Annotated in this window: 15 protein-coding genes; 7 read left to right on the forward strand and 8 right to left on the reverse strand. The window is 46.9% G+C overall.

What is annotated here, in order from left to right:
* Nucleotides 1-26 precede the first annotated feature (26 nt).
* Nucleotides 27-902, forward strand: coding sequence for a Fic family protein (locus DQN55_RS03255; RefSeq protein ID WP_048378325.1), 876 nt, complete (start codon nucleotides 27-29; stop codon nucleotides 900-902).
* Nucleotides 903-1,535: 633 nt separating this feature from the next.
* Nucleotides 1,536-1,745: a hypothetical protein gene (locus tag DQN55_RS22355; protein ID WP_048378324.1), complete on the forward strand. Its 210-nt coding sequence runs from the start codon at nucleotides 1,536-1,538 to the stop codon at nucleotides 1,743-1,745.
* A 253-nt stretch (nucleotides 1,746-1,998) separates the two neighbouring features.
* Here DQN55_RS22355 and DQN55_RS03270 read toward each other — a convergent pair whose 3' ends face one another.
* Nucleotides 1,999-3,108 carry a PIN domain-containing protein gene (locus DQN55_RS03270; RefSeq protein ID WP_126514202.1) on the reverse strand — a complete coding sequence of 370 codons (1,110 nt, stop codon included), beginning with the start codon at nucleotides 3,106-3,108 and terminating at the stop codon, nucleotides 1,999-2,001.
* Nucleotides 3,109-3,285: 177 nt separating this feature from the next.
* Nucleotides 3,286-3,801 (reverse strand): hypothetical protein, encoded by a 516-nt coding sequence (locus tag DQN55_RS03275; RefSeq protein ID WP_048378322.1) that lies wholly within the window; start codon nucleotides 3,799-3,801, stop codon nucleotides 3,286-3,288.
* A gap of 618 nt (nucleotides 3,802-4,419) precedes the next feature.
* Here DQN55_RS03275 and DQN55_RS03280 point away from each other — a divergent pair.
* On the forward strand, nucleotides 4,420-6,429 hold the full coding sequence (locus tag DQN55_RS03280) for an ATP-binding protein (RefSeq protein ID WP_048378321.1): 2,010 nt from the start codon (nucleotides 4,420-4,422) through the stop codon (nucleotides 6,427-6,429).
* A 148-nt stretch (nucleotides 6,430-6,577) separates the two neighbouring features.
* Complete coding sequence (locus DQN55_RS03285; RefSeq protein ID WP_048378320.1) at nucleotides 6,578-8,140, forward strand: sigma-70 family RNA polymerase sigma factor; 1,563 nt, start codon at nucleotides 6,578-6,580, stop codon at nucleotides 8,138-8,140.
* An 87-nt stretch (nucleotides 8,141-8,227) separates the two neighbouring features.
* Here DQN55_RS03285 and DQN55_RS03290 read toward each other — a convergent pair whose 3' ends face one another.
* Nucleotides 8,228-8,701, reverse strand: a complete 474-nt coding sequence (locus DQN55_RS03290) for a hypothetical protein (RefSeq protein WP_048378319.1) — start codon at nucleotides 8,699-8,701, stop codon at nucleotides 8,228-8,230.
* Nucleotides 8,702-9,092: 391 nt separating this feature from the next.
* On the opposite strand from DQN55_RS03290, the gene DQN55_RS03295 reads away from it, so the two are divergent.
* Both DQN55_RS03295 and DQN55_RS03300 read left to right on the forward strand, forming a co-directional pair.
* Entirely contained in the window at nucleotides 9,093-11,429 is a 2,337-nt protein-coding gene (locus DQN55_RS03295; RefSeq protein ID WP_408634588.1) for a type I restriction-modification system subunit M, read from the forward strand.
* The gene (locus DQN55_RS03300; RefSeq protein ID WP_048378317.1) at nucleotides 11,429-12,808 is read left to right on the forward strand and encodes a restriction endonuclease subunit S; all 1,380 of its coding nucleotides are present in this window, start codon (nucleotides 11,429-11,431) and stop codon (nucleotides 12,806-12,808) included. Before DQN55_RS03295 ends, DQN55_RS03300 begins: the two co-directional genes overlap by 1 nt.
* Here the strand turns inward: DQN55_RS03300 and DQN55_RS22360 are convergent.
* Nucleotides 12,772-13,116 (reverse strand): hypothetical protein, encoded by a 345-nt coding sequence (locus tag DQN55_RS22360; RefSeq protein WP_231995646.1) that lies wholly within the window; start codon nucleotides 13,114-13,116, stop codon nucleotides 12,772-12,774. The genes DQN55_RS03300 and DQN55_RS22360 overlap by 37 nt on opposite strands.
* Here DQN55_RS22360 and DQN55_RS03305 point away from each other — a divergent pair.
* A complete protein-coding gene (locus tag DQN55_RS03305) occupies nucleotides 13,081-16,083 on the forward strand; it encodes a type I restriction endonuclease subunit R (protein ID WP_231995647.1) in 3,003 nt (1,000 codons plus the stop codon). The two genes, DQN55_RS22360 and DQN55_RS03305, sit on opposite strands and share 36 nt — an antisense overlap.
* Nucleotides 16,084-16,295: 212 nt before the next feature.
* Here the strand turns inward: DQN55_RS03305 and DQN55_RS03310 are convergent, their stop codons facing one another.
* From DQN55_RS03310 to DQN55_RS03325, 4 genes are all read right to left on the reverse strand, one after another.
* Nucleotides 16,296-16,661, reverse strand: a complete 366-nt coding sequence (locus tag DQN55_RS03310) for a histone-like nucleoid-structuring protein, MvaT/MvaU family (protein WP_048378315.1) — start codon at nucleotides 16,659-16,661, stop codon at nucleotides 16,296-16,298.
* A 365-nt stretch (nucleotides 16,662-17,026) separates the two neighbouring features.
* Nucleotides 17,027-19,387 (reverse strand): AAA family ATPase, encoded by a 2,361-nt coding sequence (locus DQN55_RS03315; RefSeq protein ID WP_048378314.1) that lies wholly within the window; start codon nucleotides 19,385-19,387, stop codon nucleotides 17,027-17,029.
* Entirely contained in the window at nucleotides 19,387-20,079 is a 693-nt protein-coding gene (locus DQN55_RS03320; RefSeq protein WP_048378313.1) for an ABC-three component system middle component 1, read from the reverse strand. Before DQN55_RS03320 ends, DQN55_RS03315 begins: the two co-directional genes overlap by 1 nt.
* Nucleotides 20,069-21,505 (reverse strand): ABC-three component system protein, encoded by a 1,437-nt coding sequence (locus tag DQN55_RS03325; RefSeq protein ID WP_048378312.1) that lies wholly within the window; start codon nucleotides 21,503-21,505, stop codon nucleotides 20,069-20,071. The genes DQN55_RS03320 and DQN55_RS03325 overlap by 11 nt, the downstream gene beginning before the upstream one ends.
* Nucleotides 21,506-21,515 lie beyond the last annotated feature (10 nt).

A 21,515-nucleotide genomic window follows, 5' to 3' on the forward strand; every position in this document is an offset into this window, starting at 1 on the left:
CGCTTCAAGCACGGATATTCATTCAGATGACCACTGATCAATGGCTTATGCCGCCCCTCGCCGATTCGATTACTCCGTCGATTCTGGCGAGAGCAGACTTGCTTGTAACGAAGACTGCCTATCTCGCCGGCATGGTCGCGCCTGAAACTGCTGCGTGCTTGAGTAACCTGCAGATGGTCTCTGACGCCAAATATTCAGGGATCATCGACGGGCACCACACTGAGCCAGGAGTTCTGAAGAATGCTCTGAACTCAGCGAACAAGTATTCCACGCTGCGGAAGACGCCTGAGCTTCGTCGATGTATCGTTTCGGCGCTAGCCCATCACTATCACCTTCTACGAACGCAACCACTTCAAGATGGGAATGGCGTTGTGGCGAGAATGATTGCTCACCAGCATTTGGCTCTGCTCCGGTTACATCCGCAACTCTGGTCACTTTCTCGCGGCTTGGCCCGTAGGCAAGAGGAGTACCACGCTGCCCTGAACACGAATGAGAGCACTCAAGATGTTCAGCTTGCTGGTGGTGTCCAACGATCTGACAAAGCCTTTCTCGGCTTCATCGAGTTCATGCTTGATGTCTGCCATGAAGAGGTGGACTACATGACTGCTGCCTTGAATCGCCGCAAGCTTCGTGAATCTGTTACGAATGCGTTCAACACAAACTCACGCTTAACAGATGCCGGGATCAGAGCAAAAATTGCTCCAGCTCTCCTGGCACTGCTGATCCAGGGCGCGCTTCCTCGCTCTGAGTTCAATACCTTTACCGGTCTTCAGTCTGAAGCAGCAAGCAATCAAGTCGGCAGGTTGATCAATATCGGCCTAGTGGTGAGCCCGCCATCTGATCTCCTCACACTTGAAGTCGCCTTACCAGACTGGTTTGTAAGGGAGCTCCTTCCGGATTAGCACAAGAGTTGGTAGCTCTGATCGCCAAGATGCAGCCTGGCAGATACGGCGGGTGCTTCAGGCAGAATCGCTTTCCAGGGTTTACGTCGAGCCGGGCATTAGGCCCGAACCAACGAAATTTAGAAAATGCCTCGACAAGCCATCTACTGCTAGGCCGTTCTTTTCCCACAAAGACGAGTACGTCGCACTGTCATAAATTGTCTCATCTGAAGCCTGCCCCATTCTTGAAATCGTCTTTTATTGCCAGTATTTGTAGGACACAAATCTCATGCAGGGAACGTAACCATGCAAGCAAGATTCAGAGTGATTGAGACCACCACACTGGACGATGGCAGCAAGCAATACAGGGTCGTTGATCTTGTAGAGGGAGGCTCAGCAAGCAAGCATGGTGTCTTCAAGGTTAGGACAGAGGCAGACGCTGTTTGCTCAACATTGAATGCTGAACATCCGAGGCAGTTGGCAGTGCGTGCATCGCAGAATTCCTACTGAGCCGATACGGCATCTCACTCGCTACTATGCGGAGCTACTTGCGAAGCCGGTTTCTATTAGGGAAGCGGAGACCTCAGACACCAGGCAACTTGAACGGGAACAACCCCTGCCTGCTACGCTTTCCTCTTTCATGGAGGAATCACAATGTCGAACGCAGACTTACTCCCTTCCTTACTCTTCAAGATCAATCAGAACCAGCTAGCCCTCGAAGCCGCGATAATGGAGCTAACGCTCTGGGTCGAACAGAGAGGATCAGCGGAGGTCGCCGGCAACGTACGCGGCGCTTTGGACACAATCAGCAAGAACGAAGAGTTCATCAATTTGACTCTCGCGATACTTAAGGTACAGGATTAACCAGGCTTCCGCGCCCCTCGTCTCCAAGCGCTACCTTCAGGGATGACATTAGCCATATCCTTTTCAATGCCCTAAAGAAATTTAGCTGAAGCGGGGCGGACTTCGGCTCATCCATGTGGTTGTTATCGCGAAGAAGGAATCTGACGCTTTGATGGCCAGTAGAAAGTGGTCACTGATGGCAATAACTCCAGGGTATCCACGCCGGATCAGCACCGAGTGGATACCAGAGCACACTGTTTACGCTTTTTATTTCCTAGCGCAGGGCGCTTTCTAATATTGTTCCAGATTCAATATTTAAAATAGTTTCTATTTTTGTTTTTTTGGTATTTAAGTATGCGGAGTGGGTATCTAGTTCTAGTGCAGACCATCCGCCATCAAAAAAAATCTCTATAGTGCCTTGTAGTTTTACGGTAAAACCTTCAGCTAAGTCGCATACTCCGTCACCGTTCATGCTAGAGAGGTCGATATTTTTAACTCGCCGGTGAGAAAGCTGGATGTAGTCCATGTAATCAGCGCAGTAATGGATGGATGCAGCTGTTGTTAATTCTATGTCTAGGGAGTAGTGGCCTTCATCGATATATGTTGGATTGCTGAATTCAATTTGTTGAACATTATTTGCTTGAGCGTAATTTATAGACGCGCCAAATGAATCAATATCTAGATTATTTATGCCGTCAATATTCTGCTCTTCGACATAAATATTGCTCAAGGGTTCTTCGTTAGATGTCAGGTATTCTATCAGTCTGTCGGTAAATGGTTGGTTGGATAGGTATTCTTTAAGTGCTTCTACGTTTTTCAGTAGGCCATCTATTTTGGCGTTTAGTGCCTGAAGCTCCTCTAGTTGAAAAAAATCCTTGAGAGAGTCGGATAGTGTTATATTCGGAATCGTCTCGAGATGTTTCTTGAATGCTGTATCCTTGATTGCTATATAGATTTTATCGTGTTTATTTGCGAGCGACTCAATGCACTGATTTACAAAAGCATCTGGAAAATCCTCTCGATTTTTAGGCTTTCTGAATGCACCGGTACCGCTGAAATAACTGTCTATGATGCTATCCAATGCAGCTGGATCTGCTTTTAACTCTACTGCGTTAGCCTCCCTTGCCCAGTTTTCGAACTGAGCTTTTAGAGCATTTGATACGCTATCGGCCATACATGTTAAGATTTTTTCTTGCTCGGAAAGAGTTTCGCGCAGAGGATCATTCTTTAACAGTTTTTTGGAGATCTCAATCAGTGCGTTTTTTGCTTCGATTAATTTCTCATGACTTTCTAATGTTTTTTTTGAAACAAACTCACGTTTAACAATTTCAGGCACGTAAATTTTAAGCTCGCCAGAATTAGAGAGTTTTGAGAGAAGTTGCATATTTCTAGATTCCAGCCCCTCTTGGTGGAGGATGTTTGTGTCTAACACTATGTGTATCATTCAAGATTACCCTATTCGGCTATTTCCAAGCTCAATGCTTTTTTGTGATTCTTAATGCCAATGCTGTGTTTGTTTAAACAGCGATGCGCCGACGAGTGGCGTCTGGTAGGTTTCCAATCAGCTGGCTTGATGTTGGCAGCGCGACAGTTCTTTCCCATCATCTGCAATAGAAAAGCCGCATTGATATGTCGTGATCAAGATGTCGGCTTCCTGCTCACCATCTGCGCCGCCATAGATCGTGTGTGACTCGCGGCCGGCCAACGGATCCCCACATTTCGGGCACATTAAATCGCTTTCACGGACAAGGTCAGATAGGGCAGTCAGCTTGTCCTGAATGCCTCGGAGCTCGTCTTCCTTCAGATTGATCTCTTTTTGATGAATGCCCCCGTCGTCTTTGAGGCGGCCAATTTCATCCTGGGTGACCTTGATTCGATCATTAAGGATGGATACCAATACATCAGGTGTCTGAGCCTTCAGAGCTGCAATCTGCTCGTCCTTATCAACCAAACGTTCTTTTAGCAGTTGAATCACAGCGTCTTTCTGTTGCACCAACACCCGGTACAGTACAAACAGGGTGATGATGAAACCGGTAATTGAAACGACTTGGGTGTAAAAAATTACTTCTGTTGTCATGGCCATATCCTTGGCATCAGTGCCTGTGGACACAGCTTACCTTCGTCGAACGGGTTTTGGCATAACCCGGATAATCACAGACGCTTTTTCACTCTCACGCTTTCGAGGTTGAGCACCCTGTTTCCAGCCGAGCAGTGTGGTGCGAGCCACTCCAATTGACTCTGCAATCGCCTGCATCGGGACGTCGACACGTGATATGCCATGATCACATGAAGCCAATCAATTGACCGCGCCGGCGCCGTCCGCCGGCTTATGAAAACCCCACAAACCCGCGCGTACGAGGCAGTACGCTTATGGGTGTCAATAGCAGTATCTCCATTGTCGCCGTGCATGCGCCCTTCGGTGCTGCGATGGGCCGGGCAATGGAGCCATGACCATGTGAAAGGCCGCGAAATTGTCTTGCCACCAGATTGCCGCCCTTTGCTATATTCCAACGCAAGTAAGCGCCTCGATCTGGTTCCGGCCCTGTTGGTGGAGATATCTAGATCGTTTTCATCGCGAAGGGACATGCTGGTTTTTTTGAATTGCTCGGAAGCTTGATGATGCCGTTGACGTCAGGTCAGCTTTTTAAATTGAACTCAACTGCCTTGCCACAATGCATGACAAGAGGAACTACCTTTGGAAAAGGAATTCGCTGCTTTTGACTTCTCGGGTACGAATGCAATTACCCATAGCGGAATACAGAAGCATTTCAAAACTGTTGAACCTTGGCAAGCTATATCTGAGCTTGTATGGAATGGATTCGATGCTTCGGCTACTACCGTAAAAATTGATATTACGGAAAATGAGGCCCATGGTACCGAGTTGATAACAGTCCTGGACGACGGTGTAGGAATCAAATTCAGGAAGCCGCATGAAAACTTTCGGCGGTTTAATGATTCTTTGAAAAAAGACTCCTATGATACTCATGGTTCGCAAGGGCGAGGGCGTTTGGCGTTTAGTAAAATAGGAAGCTCCGCTACTTGGTATACGCGGCATGAAGGCGAAGACGCAAAGATTAGCGTAGAAAGCTCAAATCTTAGCGATATTGTTGGTGTGACTATTCCGCCAGAAATTACGCATGCGCTGTTAAGCCCGTATTCGCAAGGTACTTGTGTAGAAATTCGAGGATTCCAAAAAGCACTCCCTTTTGAAGATGCCATGCTCAATGATTTCCGCAGGGAGTTTGGCGGTCATTTAATACTTCTTCCGCACAAATCGTTGACGCTTAATGGTAAGGTCGTCACTCCTCAGTCTCACAGTGTCTATACCCATGCGGTTACAGTGGAAGATCAGGATTTTAGTATAGAACTGATACGCTGGCATAATCGACCGGGCAGTGAAAAATCGTTTATTAACTTTGTCTCATCGACGTTGAAAATCCTGCATAAACAGCTTAGTAGTCTTAACAAAAAGCCAGGGTATTTTACCAGTGTTTATGTGAAGTCTGAGCTATTCGAAAGGTATTCGGCAAGCGATCAAAGCTTGTCTGAACCGTTTTCAAACTTTTTTCAAACTAAAACTTATCGAGCGCTAACGAAGGCGCTAAATGAATTCCTTCGCGATAATTACAGTGAATTCTTAGTCCAGCAAGCAGAAGAAGAGGTCAATCGATACGAGCAGGATGGAGACTTTCCAAACCATGAGAATTTAGACTCCGCAGAAAGCGCTTGGAGGCTGAATCATGTTAAAGGCATAGTTAAGAGCGTGATAATTCGCGACCCTACTGTCTTAATGCGCAGTAGTAAGCGGCAGCGCAGGCTCATAATTAGGCTGCTTGATAAGCTGTCAGTCTCGAATGAAAACAGCGGGATGCTAGAAGTACTAGAAAGTGTGTTGAGCTTGGATGCTGGATCGATGAGGCAATTCGCCCTCCAGCTAAACAAGACCAAATTAAACAACATAATCGAGACAATAGAGGTTCTCCAGAATCGGGAACATGCTATTGCTCAGTTGAAGGAAGTGATAAATATTCACTACAAGGACGTCAAGGAAACGCCAGACCTTCAAAAGGTAATCGAGAATAATACCTGGTTGTTCGGGCCATCCTACGATATTCTCGGTGCAGAGGAAGATTCGTTTACAAAAATATCCAAGTCGTTACGCGCTGAAGTAACTGGAGTCGTTGACATCGAAGACGCAGACTTGGAAATAGGTGTTGATCTTGTAGGAGCAAAGCGGCAAGTAGATCTTTTTTTAGCGCGCAAGAAACCTCTATTTGACTCTAGGGGTAGAAAGTATTTCCGCTGCGTAATTATAGAAATCAAGAGGCCTGGTGTATCGCTAAACAATAAACATATTCAGCAGCTCGATGAGTATGCTTCGATTCTCAGTACGCATCCTATCTTCAATAGCGAGCTGGTAAAGTTCGAGCTTATTTTGGTTGGTAGAAACATCTCAAACAAGGGCAGCCTTATCCACAGTCGATGCAGAAGCATGCAAGTTCATGGCGAGCCGGGGCTGATTACCAGCGACGATAAAATAAAGGCTTATGTTAAAACGTGGGCGACTATTTTTGATGAGTTTGAGCTGACCAATGACTATTTGCTTGAGAAGCTGAAAACTCAACGAGCAGATCTTGATGGCACTACTAAAGAAGAGCTGATATCGGACTTACAAGGTCAAGACGTCCCGGCAACTACAGCTTGAGATATTTACTTGTCCCAGGCCTAGCTTTTAGTCGGCCTACCTCGGCATCAATTTCATCAAACCGACGACCATGGGTGCACCGGTAGGTCAACCTCGAAAATCAACCCTCAAGACTAGACAAAGACAAGACTAGCCCCTGGAAAATTTCATGAGTATCGAGAACGAAATCCGAGATCACATGCACTCAACTCTAAAGGAGCTGAACACCAAATCAAGAGATATAGAACTGGTTATTTATTTCTACGGCTTTGAAGACAATCCATGGCCCACCCTGGATGATGCCGCCAATAAATTTAATGTTGGAGATTCGGATAGACGGCGCTCTGAAAGACCGCGACAAATCATTAATAACAAGTTTAAAAAACTTACCAACCTATCCGACCTGCCATCACTAAAGAAATTTTCAGAGCATTTAAAGTCTTCCAATTTTCACCAACCTTCAAAACTCGCAGCCCATGCAAAAGACAACAATCTTTTCGAAGATGATATAAAAACAATATCGGCACTACGCCTACTGCATGATTTGGGTGACTGCATAGATTATCAAGCATACTCAGCAGACCTCAGCGAACTCACAAGATCTGAAATTGTTTCAAAGCAAGAGTTTCTTATCATAAAAAACTCTGTTATTTCAAACGCACGAAAAGCTCTAAAAAAAGCAAAAACAATACCTGGATTGTTAGGGATAGCGAAGCTAGAATACTTGAAGGACACTTCGATCTCCAACCTGATCGCCTATGACGACATAGTGGCAACCATCAAGTTGAATCAAGACTCGTGGATTATGGATAAGGATGATCAGCAATATTATCTATTCGAATCAAGGGATAATACGCTTATAAATAGTCTTGAGAAAATAAAAAGCGTAGCTGATCATGCCGACATAGACATCCTCTCTAAGACACTAAGAAACTCTTTAAACCGAAGAACCCCTCCAAACAAGCGTAATTACCCTACCGTTGAAATAATCCGGCATTACCTATCATCTTCAAAATATATTGAAATGCATGGATCAAGCGCAGTCATAAAACTAGAACAACAAAGCTTGACGGAAATTGAGCAGGCCGCCGTACAATATATTACCGCGAATGACGCACATAGCTTTCCTGAAATATCTTCTCACTTAAACTCTCTCGGATACAGCAAACCACTAATTGACAAAACAGTTCTAAATTCACCCGTAATTTTTGTAGATAAAAGCCAAGGAAGATCTCACTACAGCTATCAATTAGTTGGCAACAAGGAGCCCATTACAACATCTACTATTGACCGCTATGAGGACTTTAGACAGCGCCTCCTTAAAGTAACAGAAGATGGTACCGACGGTGACCAAGAAACAATTAGACGAAAAGAGCAACACATTCTTAGCGAGTGGCTATTTAAAGATAAAGAGTCTGAAGAATGTGCAATTTGCAGAAAAATTTATTCGATTGATTCTTTGATAACAGCTCACAAAAAGAGGCGCTCCGACTGCGCAGAAAATGAAAGAACAGACCCAAATATAGTAATGCCTTTATGCGTTTTCGGATGTGATTACATATATGAAAAGCGACTTATTCACATCGAACACAACAAAGTAACAACTCACGCCAACAGTAGCCTTTACTCTGAAAGAGAATATATCAACGCCATTGTCGGTAAAATTTTAGACTCTCGGTGGACTCAAGGTAGCGAGTCGTATTTTCCAAGGCCGAATGCGGGATGCTCATAATTCCATACCGCTGGACTGCTGATCAAGGACGTTCCAGTGGTTCACGCCAGAGCTCTGCGAGGGCATCCAGTAAAGCCGACAATGGGATCACCAATCGGGCTCTGGCTCTGTACCCAAATGAATCGACATAACCAGCGCACGCCGGTAGTGCAACGGGGTGGCGTTCAATTCGAGGGACAGAAGTCGGTCAGCCGCACCAACCAGGGTGTCGATCCGCTCGCGAGGCACCGCTATATACACAACCAGCCGTTTCCCACTTGCTGCCATAGACCCGATTCCTTTTGGAGGATCTATGTCTTGCATCAATCGAGGATCTCCGTATAGCTGGCATTCGACCTCTGGGTATTTGAAGCTCTCCGGGTAGAGAACTTCGCCCTTCAGCGTCAGGATCAGATGCTCATGATAATGACCTTCGTTAGCCCTCAAATTATTGGGCTGGGCTAGGCTGAGCGACCACGTAAAATCCCACCCGGACAGCTTGATTTGATAGAGGGCACGTTGCGTTTCAAGCCGGGGCCGGCCTCGCCGAATGTTAGATTTTTTCTGGGCTGTACGAGGCATAGCGACCTCCATCAGAAACGGCCAGCCTGTGGAAAGGATTAGCTAACTCCCCCGGCTGACCTCAAAAGCATAGTCGTAGTGAATGCTGGACTGCTGCTCCTAACTCTTAAAGATGGTAAACGCCTGGCAGTCGCGATGAGCCGTAAACCTGATCAGAAATTTTTCGGGACAACGGCTCGCCGATGAAACGGTGCCGCTGCCGAGCAAGCTCTACGATCTAGACTTCACCCCACCACTGGGGGGGAACATCCGCTTGCGCAAATCAATCGAGTTGAATATCCAATTTCAGGCATAACCACGTGCTGCCGTTGCAGCATAATATCGCCCAGTTCTATTCATAATCGTGCTGCGCACCGCTTCAGCAACCGCCAAGCACTACAGGGAATTTCAAATAATGTCGCAAGCCTCTAACAATCTGGCCGCTTTCATCTGGTCATTGGCCGACTTACTCCGTGGCGATTTCAAGCAAAGCCAGTACGGCCGAATCATTCTGCCGTTCACTTTATTACGTCGCCTAGAGTGCGTGCTGGAGTCAAGCAAAGCGGCGGTGCTGACGGAGCATACGCGCGTCCAGCAACTCAACATTTCTGAAGAAGCGCAGGAAAAACTGCTCCTGCGCGCCAGCGGCGGACTGTCGTTTTTTAATACCTCAAAAATGGATTTGTCCAAGCTCGGTGAGGCTGGCATCAAGGCCAATCTGGAGTCGTACCTGCAAGGCTTCTCCAAGGATGCTCGGGAGATTTTTGAGCACTTCAAATTCACCGAGTTCCTCGGCCAGCTCAACGACGCCAATCTGCTTTACAAGGTAGTGCAGCGGGTTCGGCAGACTGATTTAAGCCCCACAGCTGTTTCCAACCACGACATGGGCTTGGTGTTTGAAGAGTTGATCCGCCGCTTTGCCGAAGGGTCGAATGAAACCGCCGGGGAGCACTTTACCCCACGCGACATAGTGCGCCTCACCACCTCACTGGTGTTTATGGAAGACGATGATGCGCTGACCAAGCCCGGCATAATCCGCACCATCTACGACCCTACGGCAGGTACGGGCGGCTTTCTCTCATCCGGCATGGAATACGTACATGAGCTCAACCCACATGCGGTGATGCGCGCCTATGGCCAGGAGCTCAACCCCGAGAGTTACGCCATCTGCAAAGCGGACATGCTGATCAAGGGGCAGGACGTCAGCAACATCAAGCTAGGCAACACCCTCTCGAACGACCAGCTTTACGCCACTGAATTTGACTATATGCTCTCCAACCCACCCTTTGGCGTGGATTGGAAAAAGATCGAGCAAGAGATCAGCGAAGAGCACACGCAAAAAGGTTTCAGTGGCCGTTTTGGCCCAGGTTTGCCAAGGGTCAGCGATGGCTCCTTGTTGTTCCTAATGCACCTGCTCAGCAAACTACGCGACGGTTCTCAAGGCGGCGGGCGGATTGGCATCATCCTCAATGGATCGCCGTTGTTTACCGGTGGCGCTGGTTCCGGCGAATCGGAAATCCGCCGCTACATACTCGAAGCCGATTTGCTCGAAGCCATCGTCGCGCTGCCCCCCGACATGTTCTACAACACCGGAATTTCGACCTATGTCTGGGTGCTGTCGAACAAGAAAGCCGACGAACGTAAGGGTAAGGTACAGCTGATCAATGGCGTGAACCTTTGCGGAAAAATGCGTAAATCCCTCGGCTCTAAGCGCAATGAAATGGATGAGAGCGATATCGCCACGGTGATCCGCGCCTTCGGTAGCTTTGCCGCAGTCGATGCCTACGAACTGGACAAACAAGCCGCTCAAAAAAACAATCGCGGCCGCCAGGCTGCCACCCCCAAGGCCGAGATAGCCAAGACCTTCGCCAGCAAGATTTTCAGTACTCATGAATTTGGCTATCGACGTATTACAATCGAACGCCCGTTGCGGCTGTCCTGGCAATTCAGTGACGAACGCGTGGCAACCTGTCGTTACGCCCCCAACGCTCTCAACAGCGCCATGCAGTGGCTCTACCAAGAGTTCAGCTCACAGGAAAGTGGAAGCTGGAGCGACGACGATAACTGCAAGCGCTACGGCGACCTTAGCGCCCATGAAGACGCCATCCGCCGTTACTGCAAACTGCACTTCCCTGAGCTAAAAGAAAAACACATTAAGGATCTACTCAACAGATCCACCTGGCTGGATCAAAAACGCCTGTTGCTTAAGGTACAACAGTTGCAGGTGAGCATCGGTACCACCCAGCATGACGACTTCAACACTTTTGACGAGGCCGTCAAAGCTGTATGTAAAAAAGTCGGCATCACCCTGGATGCCGGTGATAAAAAACAGATCATCAACGCCGTGAGCTGGAAGAATCCAGCCGCCGCCAAGGTCATCAAAAAGGTTCACAAAGTTAAAGGCAATCCACTATATGGCTTGTTCGTCGTCGACAGCGAAGTGTTGGAATACCAAGCTGACAGTGAATTACGCGATAACGAAAACGTTGCGCTCGATCCGAGCCAGAGCGTTAATGCCAGTAATGAAGCCTTCTTCATTAGAGAAGTACAGCCGCACGTACCTGATGCCTGGATAGATGCTAGCAAAAAAGACGCTAAAGATCAGCAAGTTGGTATTGTAGGGTATGAAATACCCTTTAACCGACACTTTTACCAGTATCAACCGCCACGAAACTTAGCGGATATTGATGCAGATTTGGATGCGGTGTCAGCCGAGATTCTGCAGTTGCTACAAGAGGTGCATTCGTGATGGATGGACGATATAAGTCACATCTAGAATATAAGGCCTCCGGAATTGAATGGGTTGATCTAATTCCAAGCCACTGGAAAAAAGCAAACTTACGATGGACTTCAAATATATATTCCGGAGGAACTCCTTCAAAGACAGTTGAAGAGTACTGGGAAAACGGAACGGTGCCATGGCTTAATTCCGGCGAAGTAAATCAAGGTATCATCACACATGCATCAACCTATATTACTGAAGATGCCTACCGGAACAGTAGCGCAAAATGGATTCCCAAAAAAGCTCTAGTAATGGCGTTGGCCGGGCAAGGGAAAACAAAGGGTATGGTTGCACAACTTGCTATTGGTGCGACCTGCAACCAATCCATGGCTGCAATTATCCCAAACAACATTTCCGATTCAAAGTATTTATTTTGGTGGTTAACATCTAACTATCAAAACATAAGGAATATGGCAGGAGGTGATTTACGGGACGGTTTGAATCTAGAGCTACTTGGGAGCATTTCCTACCCTGATCCGCCTGAAAATGAAAAAAAAGTGATCTCTAACTTTCTTGAGCACGAAACCGCCAAAATCGACGCCCTGATTGAAAAACAAAAACAGCTGATTCAGTTGCTAAAAGAAAAGCGTCAGGCCGTGATTAACCATGCCGTCACCAAAGGCTTGAACCCCAAAGCCAAGATGCGCAACTCTGGTATTGAGTGGTTGGGAAATATTCCGGAGCACTGGGATGTTAGTAAGGTGAAAAGGGTAGTAGAGATGGCTGGCCGCATTGGTTATCGCGGCTACACCGTCGATGATATTGTTGACGAAGGAGATGGCGCAATCGTCTTAAGCCCTTCGAACATTAATGACCGAGGGTTTAGCTTAGAGAAAAAAGTTTTCTTAAGCTGGGATAAGTACTTTGAATCACCTGAAATCATGCTTGAGCCAGGAGATATAATACTGGTTAAAACAAGCTGGTCTTTTGGAAAGGTAGCCGTAGTTTCCGAAATTCACTCACCAATGACCATCAACCCACAGATGGTTCTTCTTAAAAAACACAAGTTTGACTCACGATATATATCACATTTCTTGACAATAGATGCACTTCAGGCTCGAATCTTCATGATAAACACTGGCAGTTATATGCCAACAATGACCCAAGAGAATATAGGCGAACTACCAATATTTGTTCCTCCGAAAAGCGAGGCTATAGAAATCGCCAACTTCATTCAGGAGAGATGCATAAAATTCAATGCGCTGCTGGATATGCAAGATAGCTTTATAGAGCTCTTACAAGAGCGCCGCATTGCTCTAATCTCCGCAGCCGTCACCGGCAAAATCGACGTCAGAGACTGGGGCGTACCTCAAGCCAGCTCAACCAACAAGGAAGTAACCGCATGAGTGCATTGGGTGGTGGTAAGGCCAACGAATTGATATTCCAGAACGATATGCTCAAGCATCTCGTTGCCAAGGGCTGGCGGCTCGGCAAAATGGAAAACTACAACCGTGAACTGGCCTTGTACCCCGAAGACCTGCTGGGTTTTGTCAAAGAAACCCAGGATGAACAGTGGCAAAAATTCTGCGCGCTCTACCCGAGCAACCCAGATCACCACTTTCTTGAACGTGTTGCCACCCAACTGAATAAAACTGATCCCAATGCCGCCAGCAAAGACATGCGCACCTTCGGCACGCTGGGTGTGTTGCGCCATGAATTGCGCCACCGTGGCACCCGCTTCAGCCTGTGCCAGTTCAAGCCAGAGCACGAGCTAAATCCCGATACCCTGGCGCGCTATCTCAAGAACCGCTGCCGTGTTGTGCCTGAGGTGGTTTATTCACCCTGGGCAAGCAAAGAACATCTAGATCAGTCCGGCAGCAAGGCCAAAGCCTGGCGAATTGACTTGGTGCTGTTTGTAAATGGCTTGCCGGTCGCAACGCTAGAGCTGAAATCCGAATTCAAGCAGGCTGTGCACAGCGCCATTAAGCAATACAAAACCACACGTTTTGCGACAGATCCTGTCACCAAAAAGCCCGAGCCGCTGCTGACCTTCAAGCGTGGTGCTCTGGTGCATTTCGCTGTGAGCCAGTATGAAGTTTATATGGCCACGCGGCTGGAGGGCGCGAAGACCGTTTTCCTGCCATTCAACAAAGGCACCAAGGCGGGCGGTGCCGGCAACGAGGTGCCGGCAGACATTAATCAGTACGCAACCGATTACCTGTGGAACGAGGTGTTGCTGCCTAGCAATCTGCTGTCGATTCTCGGGCACTTTGTGCACCTGCAAATTGAAGACAAAGAGGATTGGGAAGGCCGTAAATACAAAAAGGAAAGCCTGATTTTCCCCCGCTATCACCAGTGGGATGTGGTGAATAAACTGGTCACGGCGGCCCGCACCGAAGGCCCTGGCCATAAGTATCTGATCCAGCACAGCGCCGGTTCCGGTAAGTCCAACTCGATTGCCTGGATCGCGCATCAGCTGTCGGCTCTTTACGACGCGCAGGGCTACAAGCAGTTCAACTCAGTGATTGTGGTGACGGATCGCACCGTGCTGGATGATCAGTTGCAAGACACCATCAACCAGTTTGAACACGTTGATGGCGCGGTTGGCCGTATCAATAATCAGGAAGGCGACGGTTCGAAATCAGAGAAGCTGGCAGCCGCGTTGGAAAACTCACAGCCGATTATTATAGTCACCATCCAGACCTTTCCCTATGTACTGCGCGCCATCGAGAATAGTGTCAGCCTGAAAGAGCGCAGCTACGCAATCATTGCCGACGAAGCCCACTCCTCGCAAACCGGCTCTACAGCGCGACAGCTGAAAGAAGTGCTGATGATTGAGGCCAAGGCTGATAGTGAGGACGAACTCAACTCTGAGGACATTCTCGACGCCGCCGTGGCGTCACGCCGGGCGTCAAAAAACCTGAGTTACTTTGCCTTCACCGCCACGCCAAAAACCAAGACGCTGGAGCTGTTTGGCCGTTTGCCCAAGCCCGCTGAGCAACCCTCTAAAACCAATAAGCCCGAGGCCTACCATGTGTACAGCATGCGTCAGGCCATTGAAGAGGGCTTTATTCTGGATGTGCTGAAGAACTACACCAACTACAAAGTGGCCTACAACCTGGCGCAAAAAATCGATAAGGCTGATCAGGAGGTTGAGAGCAAAAAGGCCAAGGTCAAGCTCAACCAGTGGGTGCGCTTGCACGAGTACAACATCGCGCGAAAGGTACAGGTGATCGTTGAGCACTTTCGCAGCAACGTCATGGGCCTGCTGGGTGGGCAAGCCAAAGCTATGGTGGTCACCAGCTCGCGCAAAGAAGCCGTGCGCTACAAGCTGTGTTTTGACCAATACATCGCTGATATGGGCGCTACTAACAAGGGCTACGAAAAAATCCATGCCATGGTGGCGTTCTCCGGAGATGTGGAGTTCACCGAGAAAGACCCAGACGCCGTCGCGCAACTCGGCAACAAATACACCGAGAGCAACATGAATCCCAACCTCAAAGGCCGCGACATGCGCAAAGCCTTTGATAGCGATGATTATCAGGTGATGATTGTTGCCAACAAATTTCAGACCGGCTTTGACCAGCCCAAGCTCTGCGCCATGTACGTGGACAAAAAGCTCGGCGGCGTGGAGTGCGTGCAGACACTGTCACGCTTAAACCGGACTTATCCGGGTAAGGCGGAAGTGGGCACTTTTATCCTAGATTTCTTCAACGAGCCGCAGGAAATCCTCGACTCGTTCCAGCCGTATTTTCAGACGGCAGAGCTGGCGGATGTTTCAAATCCAGACTTGATCTTCGATCTGTTTGAGAAGCTCAACGCTGCTGGTATTTATAAATCGACTGAGGTTGAGCAGTTCTGCGCGGCCTTTTTCGTCAAAAACAAAAGCAATGCGGCGATTGCCAACATTTGCAAGCCAGCGGTAGAGCGCTGGACAAAAAGCTACAAGCAGGCGGTTGAGGCCTACGCGCACTCGAAAGAAATTTTTGAGCGGATTAAAAAGACCCAAGATGCGGTGTTGATCGCCAACGCTGAAAACGACCTCAAGGAATGCAAGCAGGCCAAGGACGCCCTCGATATCTTCAAAAAGGATCTGGGAACCTTCGTGCGCTTCTATGAGTTCATGTCGCAGATCGTCGATTACGATGACAAACAGTTGGAAAAGCTCAGTCTGTACGCGCGAAACCTAAGCCCAATGCTGCGCGAAACCGCTGTGGATGAGGATGATATTGACCTCGACAGTATCGTGCTCAGCCATTACCGCGTTTCAAAAATACGCCAGCAAGACCTGAAGCTAGTAGAAGACTCCATCGATTATAAACTGGTGCCAGGTGAGGGGCTTGGTTCAGGGACAGCAAAGGACATCAAGGAAGAGCTGCTTTCGCAAATATTAGAAAGGCTCAATGAGCTGTTTGTGACTGATCAGCTGACTGAGAAAGACATGGTGAATTACGCCTACACAATCCGCGACAAGGTCAGTGAAAACCAATTGGTCATGCAGCAACTGGCCAACAACACAGCTGAGCAAGCACTGCTGGGTAACTTTGCCAACGCAGTAGATGACGCAATTATGGACAGTGGCGATGCTCATCAGAATCAGATGATGCAGTTGCTATCTGATCCGGCCAAAGCCAGTAAATTTGCGAAGGTGGTTTTTGATTTGCTTAATTTGACAGCATAATGACTGACTGAAGCAGCTATAAAATGGCCTGGAGGACGTATACCCCGATCTTAAGGTCTTTTTGAGTATCACCTTATGGGAATACCTTAGGCGTCACACAAAGATTTCGACCGAGCTGACACCGTTTTGGCAGACAGCTTCCAGGTCGCCTTCCGGTAGTAGTCCTCAACGAAAAGGGCCCTCAAAGGGGCCCTTTTGTACTCAAACCAATCTCACTTGGTCAACCAGGACTCAACAGTCGCGGAGCCATGTTCAGCTTTCCACTCTTTAAGAGTCTTGTGATTGCCACCTTTGGTCTCGACGACTTCGCCGGTGTGAGGATTTTTGTAAATTTTCACTTGGCGTGGCTTACGAGTGGTGGTCTTGGACTCAGCTGCTGGAGCGCGACGGCTCGCTTGCGGGTCAAGCAGATTGATCACGTTCGGTAGGCTGTAGCCGTACTCGGCGAGCAAAGCGCGCAACTTCGTTTCGAATTCGATTTCTTGCTTCAGACCGGCATCGCCTTTCAGGGCTTCGAGAGCTTGGAGCTGCTCGGCGAGGTGTTTTTCGAGTTGGCGGAATTCAGCGAGTTTGGACATGGGAAATCTCTGCTTAGTTAGTCCCCTAACATTACACTAAAAACTGCGATTTGCATTTAGTCAGCGCTCTTGTCATTCCCCATCAAAATCGTATCCATTGGAGGCTTCAGGCAATGCATACCAGTCAGTTCTGCATCTGCCCTTGCCGTCGCCCTCTTGTAGGCAGCCTATTGGAGAATAATTTCCAGCGACTCTCAACCTAGTAAGCATTATCGATTGACTAAAACAAGGGCATTTACGCAAAGGGCACAGTGCCGCTAGGCTTAAGCCACTTCGACGACAGACACGCCGTCACTGAGGTGTTGGCAGGAGTTTAAGAGACCTGCCAATTCCGGATTCCAGCTCACCCTATATCTAATATCATACTATCCGACAATCGGAGAGTATTGATAATTATCTACAGAGTCATACTCCTCTCCGGTCATGAGGTTAAGTTGTCGTACAGAGCGTCCGTACTTCAGGTACTTGTACACGAAATACTTAGCAACCTTATCCTCATGCGTCGAAAGGACAACTTGCCTGTTGGGGAATTCGTTACGTAACAACTCCACCAAGGAAGACATATTGATGTCATCCATGGTTTGTACCGGGTCATCAATCAGCACTGGGGAAAAGCCTTTTGCGTATATCTTATTTAAAGCTAGCGCTAAGGCAATTACCACTGCGGAGATCTGCCCTGAACTCATCGTATTAAGGACGTCGTGATCACGCTGATAGTTTGACACCAATCGTACGTTTTTAAGTTCTTCTCCGCCTGTAGGGTCTTTGAGAAACACTCCCTGCCCGATACCAGACTGATGGGATTGCAAGATTTTTCCGGAATAGATATAAAACGGAATTTCAATATCACCGATCAACTTCTTTTTATATCTACGAATTTGTTTAAGAACCTTTAAAGAAACATTAGCCAAATCCTGCTCGAGCCGTAGAAGTTTTTCAGCATTCTCTAAGTGGGTAGCGATATCCTTGAGCACAAGCTGAAATGATGAATGATAGCAAGACTCTAGGTATCTCTTCTTTTGAGCAACGTGTTCTTCCGTCACAGAAGCCAAATTATTATTTGTATTGTTAAAGTAGTCTTTGAACATGCGATCAAAAGCATTGCCGTCGTCTGCAATCTGGTATTCGATAGATGTCTGCGGAGTATTGGTGAGGACGCGGTTCATCATCTCATCTAGGTTTCGAGTGAGATGATCGCTGTCGAAGTTATTAGTTAACTTTGGAAGCATCAAATCGCTGACACCGAACGGGCAACTACTAAGCCATAAGTTCAGTTTGTGCAACCGTTCTTTAACCAGAACCGCTTTCTTCAGTGATTCCAATACTTCATCACGTAGAACTGGATTATTAGCACGAAACTCTGAAATTTGTTCAATGATCGGATCGATGAATCGTTTATTTATATCATTCTCTAATGCAAGAACCGCAAGATCTTGTCCTGATAACAGCACCGAGAAATCATTAACGCGATTAGCCGCAGCTACTTCCAGATCTGTATGATCATCATGAGGCTTGCCACAGAAGAGACATTTCGATTCTTCTGGCAGCTGACTAAGGGAACGCGATAGTTCGGCGTGCTGGGCTACAATTTTACCGAATACTGTTTTAAGACCGGAACTCGTCCTGCGAAGTTCCTTAACTGCCTCCTGAGCGGTCTCGAACTCATCATAGTCTTTGCGTCCAAGCAGATCAAAAACGTGAGAAAGATTGGTCGGAATGTCTCCTTGTACCAGGGAGCTGTGAGACCTCTGAAGCGTTTGATCTTTCGACTTCTTCTCATCGAACTCCTTTATGTGATCTAAAGAATTATAAAAACCAAGATAATCTGCAAGAAGCTCAGGTGATCGCACAGCTCTAAAATAGGGGAGAGTGATGAGATAGATGTCTTTGTAGTGAATAAATTCCTGCAGGACATTTAATTCAGCGGAAAAAGATGAAAGTTTCGTTTGGTTGAAGGCCTCAAACTCTTCCAAGTCCCACTCAGGGGATTTCGATAATTCAATAAGCCAAGGAAACAAATAACGGTGTTCTACATCGCCAAATTTTGCCGCGTGACTGGCACTGTCAATGTTGTGGCTTTTTTTCAACAGCTCGGCTTTTTCGCTCTGCATCCCACGTTGAGAACCGAGTTTCTTCTCGATGCTTTTTAAGCGAGCATACTTAGCCTCGGCTGCGGCAGTATCACCAAAGAGTTTGGAGATTTGTAATGCTCGACCAGTTTCACTATTCGTTTTCAAAAAGGAGGCTGCCTCCTCCTGTTGAATATAGTGAAACAGATGGAAGTCTCTTGTGAAATCACTATTTCCAAGAAGATTTTCTACTTCTACCTGTTTTATCGGCGTCCAACCGTCAGCGCTTTCAATGAAAACATCCCAAAGCTCAGGGAAACGGGATATTCTTTGCGCTCCTGTAGGAATCGGTGACTTAAGCTTTCGTCTTAGTGACAACGCCTCCCCTGATGAGCGGGAAAGCTTAATATCAATCAAGACGTCTGATCGAGGGTTGTGTGCAACGACTACGTCTTCAGGAGTCTGCCGTCCGTCCGTGCTTATGAAGCGATTGATTGCCCCAGTTAGCGCCAATTCAATGGCATCAAAGACCGAAGTTTTCCCGTAGCCATTAGGCCCATCAAGGAGCATTAGGTCGCTTCCATTGAAGCTCACCTTATATGCTTCTCCACCGAAGACTTTGAAGTTGGTGAACTCCACACTCATGAGTTTAAGCATCAGTTCACTCTCCCTAGGAACTGCATCATCAACTCCTCATCGACGATATTATCATCAACACCTAGCGCAAACTCATACAACGTCCGCTCATCAACAGTAAGTCCAGAGACTAAAGACGCATCAAGATCAAATAGACGCTTCGGATCATGCACATAAACTACAAACGGTATTTTTATAATTATTTTTAATAGCAGAGAGTAATAATTTTTCAGTGTGGCAGACTTCTCTTTAAATTTTTGAAAGAAACGTCCGTCTCCCTCTCCAATGAGTTCGTTTATCTTTACAATAGTGAAATCAATATCTTTTGCCTCTAAATCCATCAACTCTGCAGCGCTGTATGAAATCACATTTTTTTTGAAGTTGTATCGATCTTCCTCTATTTGAAAAACCTGCTTGTTCGTGATTGCAAGGTCGGGCCAACAAATAATCATCGTGCAATTCTTGGCAAACACTCTGTCAATAATTGGGTCTTGACGAATTTTCGAATATAGATCATCCGCCCAAACAGACAATATCAGATCGGCTTGCTGGTGAGACGCATTTTGGCCCTCGATAACCAGATAAAACTCTGCCTTATTTTCAGTATTCTTTGGTTTGAAAAGTCTAGCCACGAACTCCTCATATTTGTGCTCAAACTCTACTGACTCATAGCCATTATTTAAAAATACTTTATCAATCAAATTAATCAGCATTTAATTCATCCATGGCTTGCTGAATGGGTATCAACCGAAGCTTACCAAAATACTCATCCCGAGGCTCACGCTCCTCAATACCGATTAATTGGGGAGGAGTGGTGTGTCTTGCAACTTGCTCATACAGCGACATTACTTGAGGCCCATCATAGATCAGGTGATTGACCTCATATAGGTCTACAACTATTCGGGTATTCGCTATCAGTGCTTTTGCGATTTTTGTCGGGGACTTGTCATTTATGGTTGTCGGCAGATAATAGTTTTCAGGGTGAGATTGTGAGCGATACACCAGCTTATTTTGATCTGCATCATTCTCGCAACACTGGAAATCCAAAGAATTAAAAATCTTCAACAACACATCCGCGATGCCGTTCTCATTAACCGCAAAAGCCTGATCAACGTTTGTTCGCCCCTCAAACCTCACCGCAGGGGAGAAGTTTTTGTAATACGCAAATAGCTTATCCGGTTTGGCACTCATCAGTGAATATCGTATCTGGGATAGGTTGCACACAAAATCATCTAGATCTTCGGGAGCCGTGTAATAATCCGGGTTACTCATAAACTCGTCAAATAGGCAAAAGAATCTCTCTTTGAATTTAATCGCTAAATACTCACTGCTGACATCATCAAAGTCCGCATCTAAAATCGCAAGAACATCATGTACATCAATGTGAAGCAGCTCGTTATTTTGTTTATTCAGGTGACGTTCTGTTACGTAGCTGTCGAGCGTCTCTAACAGATAATGAAAAACGCTGTCGACTTGCTTTGTAGTGTTTACACCACCCCTCATTGCAAGAATGTCTACTAGCTTTGACTTTATTAGTTCGTTAATGTCATCAATGCTACAACATGCATCCCCTCCATACAGATAGATCTGTATCCTGGAAATTGCCAATGATGGGTCTGCGACGATTAACTGGAGGGCGTCATTAACCTGATCTACTGTGAAGGTCTCGAACGCTTGGCCGATTATTCTAGCGGTTTTATTCCTATTTTTAATGCGATTTACTGCCTTGAAAATGGTGCTGTTAGCCGGTGTTGTCACATGTTCATTTATCAACACTTGGACAAACGCAGCGATGGCTTGCTGCAAACTCTGTCCCGCTGGAAAATTGATAGACTTCCAAGTATGGATATATCCGACAGGCCCTGGCTGGCTATACAAGTTCAATGCTAACCCGAACAACGCATCATCATAAGAACTAAAACTTTGCTCGGCATAGGCTTTCACCTGATGAAACGACACCAAATTGCCATTGGCGAACAACTCAAAGTCTTCGTTATTTTCCAAGACAATGGAGTCGCCCTGAAATGTGTACGCTGGGTCTGCTCCGAGCTTATCGATTATGTGACAAAGCATATAATGGATAGCTACTTTCCCTTGGTAATTATATCCACTCCAAGAGGGAGTTGCGTCGTGGATCATTCAGGCAGTT

Source organism: Pseudomonas taetrolens, from assembly GCF_900475285.1.
Classification (GTDB): Bacteria; Pseudomonadota; Gammaproteobacteria; order Pseudomonadales; family Pseudomonadaceae; genus Aquipseudomonas; species Aquipseudomonas taetrolens.

What these genes read in the sequence shown, in the direction of transcription:
- DQN55_RS03255 (WP_048378325.1), top strand. Translation starts at nt 27, where the DNA reads ATGACCACTGATCAATGGCTTATGCCGCCCCTCGCCGATTCGATTACT.
- DQN55_RS22355 (WP_048378324.1), top strand. Translation starts at nt 1,536, where the DNA reads ATGTCGAACGCAGACTTACTCCCTTCCTTACTCTTCAAGATCAATCAG.
- DQN55_RS03270 (WP_126514202.1), bottom strand. Translation starts at nt 3,108, where the DNA reads ATGCAACTTCTCTCAAAACTCTCTAATTCTGGCGAGCTTAAAATTTAC.
- DQN55_RS03275 (WP_048378322.1), bottom strand. Translation starts at nt 3,801, where the DNA reads ATGACAACAGAAGTAATTTTTTACACCCAAGTCGTTTCAATTACCGGT.
- DQN55_RS03285 (WP_048378320.1), top strand. Translation starts at nt 6,578, where the DNA reads ATGAGTATCGAGAACGAAATCCGAGATCACATGCACTCAACTCTAAAG.
- DQN55_RS03290 (WP_048378319.1), bottom strand. Translation starts at nt 8,701, where the DNA reads ATGCCTCGTACAGCCCAGAAAAAATCTAACATTCGGCGAGGCCGGCCC.
- DQN55_RS03300 (WP_048378317.1), top strand. Translation starts at nt 11,429, where the DNA reads ATGGATGGACGATATAAGTCACATCTAGAATATAAGGCCTCCGGAATT.
- DQN55_RS03305 (WP_231995647.1), top strand. Translation starts at nt 13,081, where the DNA reads ATGCGCACCTTCGGCACGCTGGGTGTGTTGCGCCATGAATTGCGCCAC.
- DQN55_RS22360 (WP_231995646.1), bottom strand. Translation starts at nt 13,116, where the DNA reads ATGGCGCAACACACCCAGCGTGCCGAAGGTGCGCATGTCTTTGCTGGC.
- DQN55_RS03310 (WP_048378315.1), bottom strand. Translation starts at nt 16,661, where the DNA reads ATGTCCAAACTCGCTGAATTCCGCCAACTCGAAAAACACCTCGCCGAG.
- DQN55_RS03315 (WP_048378314.1), bottom strand. Translation starts at nt 19,387, where the DNA reads ATGCTTAAACTCATGAGTGTGGAGTTCACCAACTTCAAAGTCTTCGGT.
- DQN55_RS03320 (WP_048378313.1), bottom strand. Translation starts at nt 20,079, where the DNA reads ATGCTGATTAATTTGATTGATAAAGTATTTTTAAATAATGGCTATGAG.
- DQN55_RS03325 (WP_048378312.1), bottom strand. Translation starts at nt 21,505, where the DNA reads ATGATCCACGACGCAACTCCCTCTTGGAGTGGATATAATTACCAAGGG.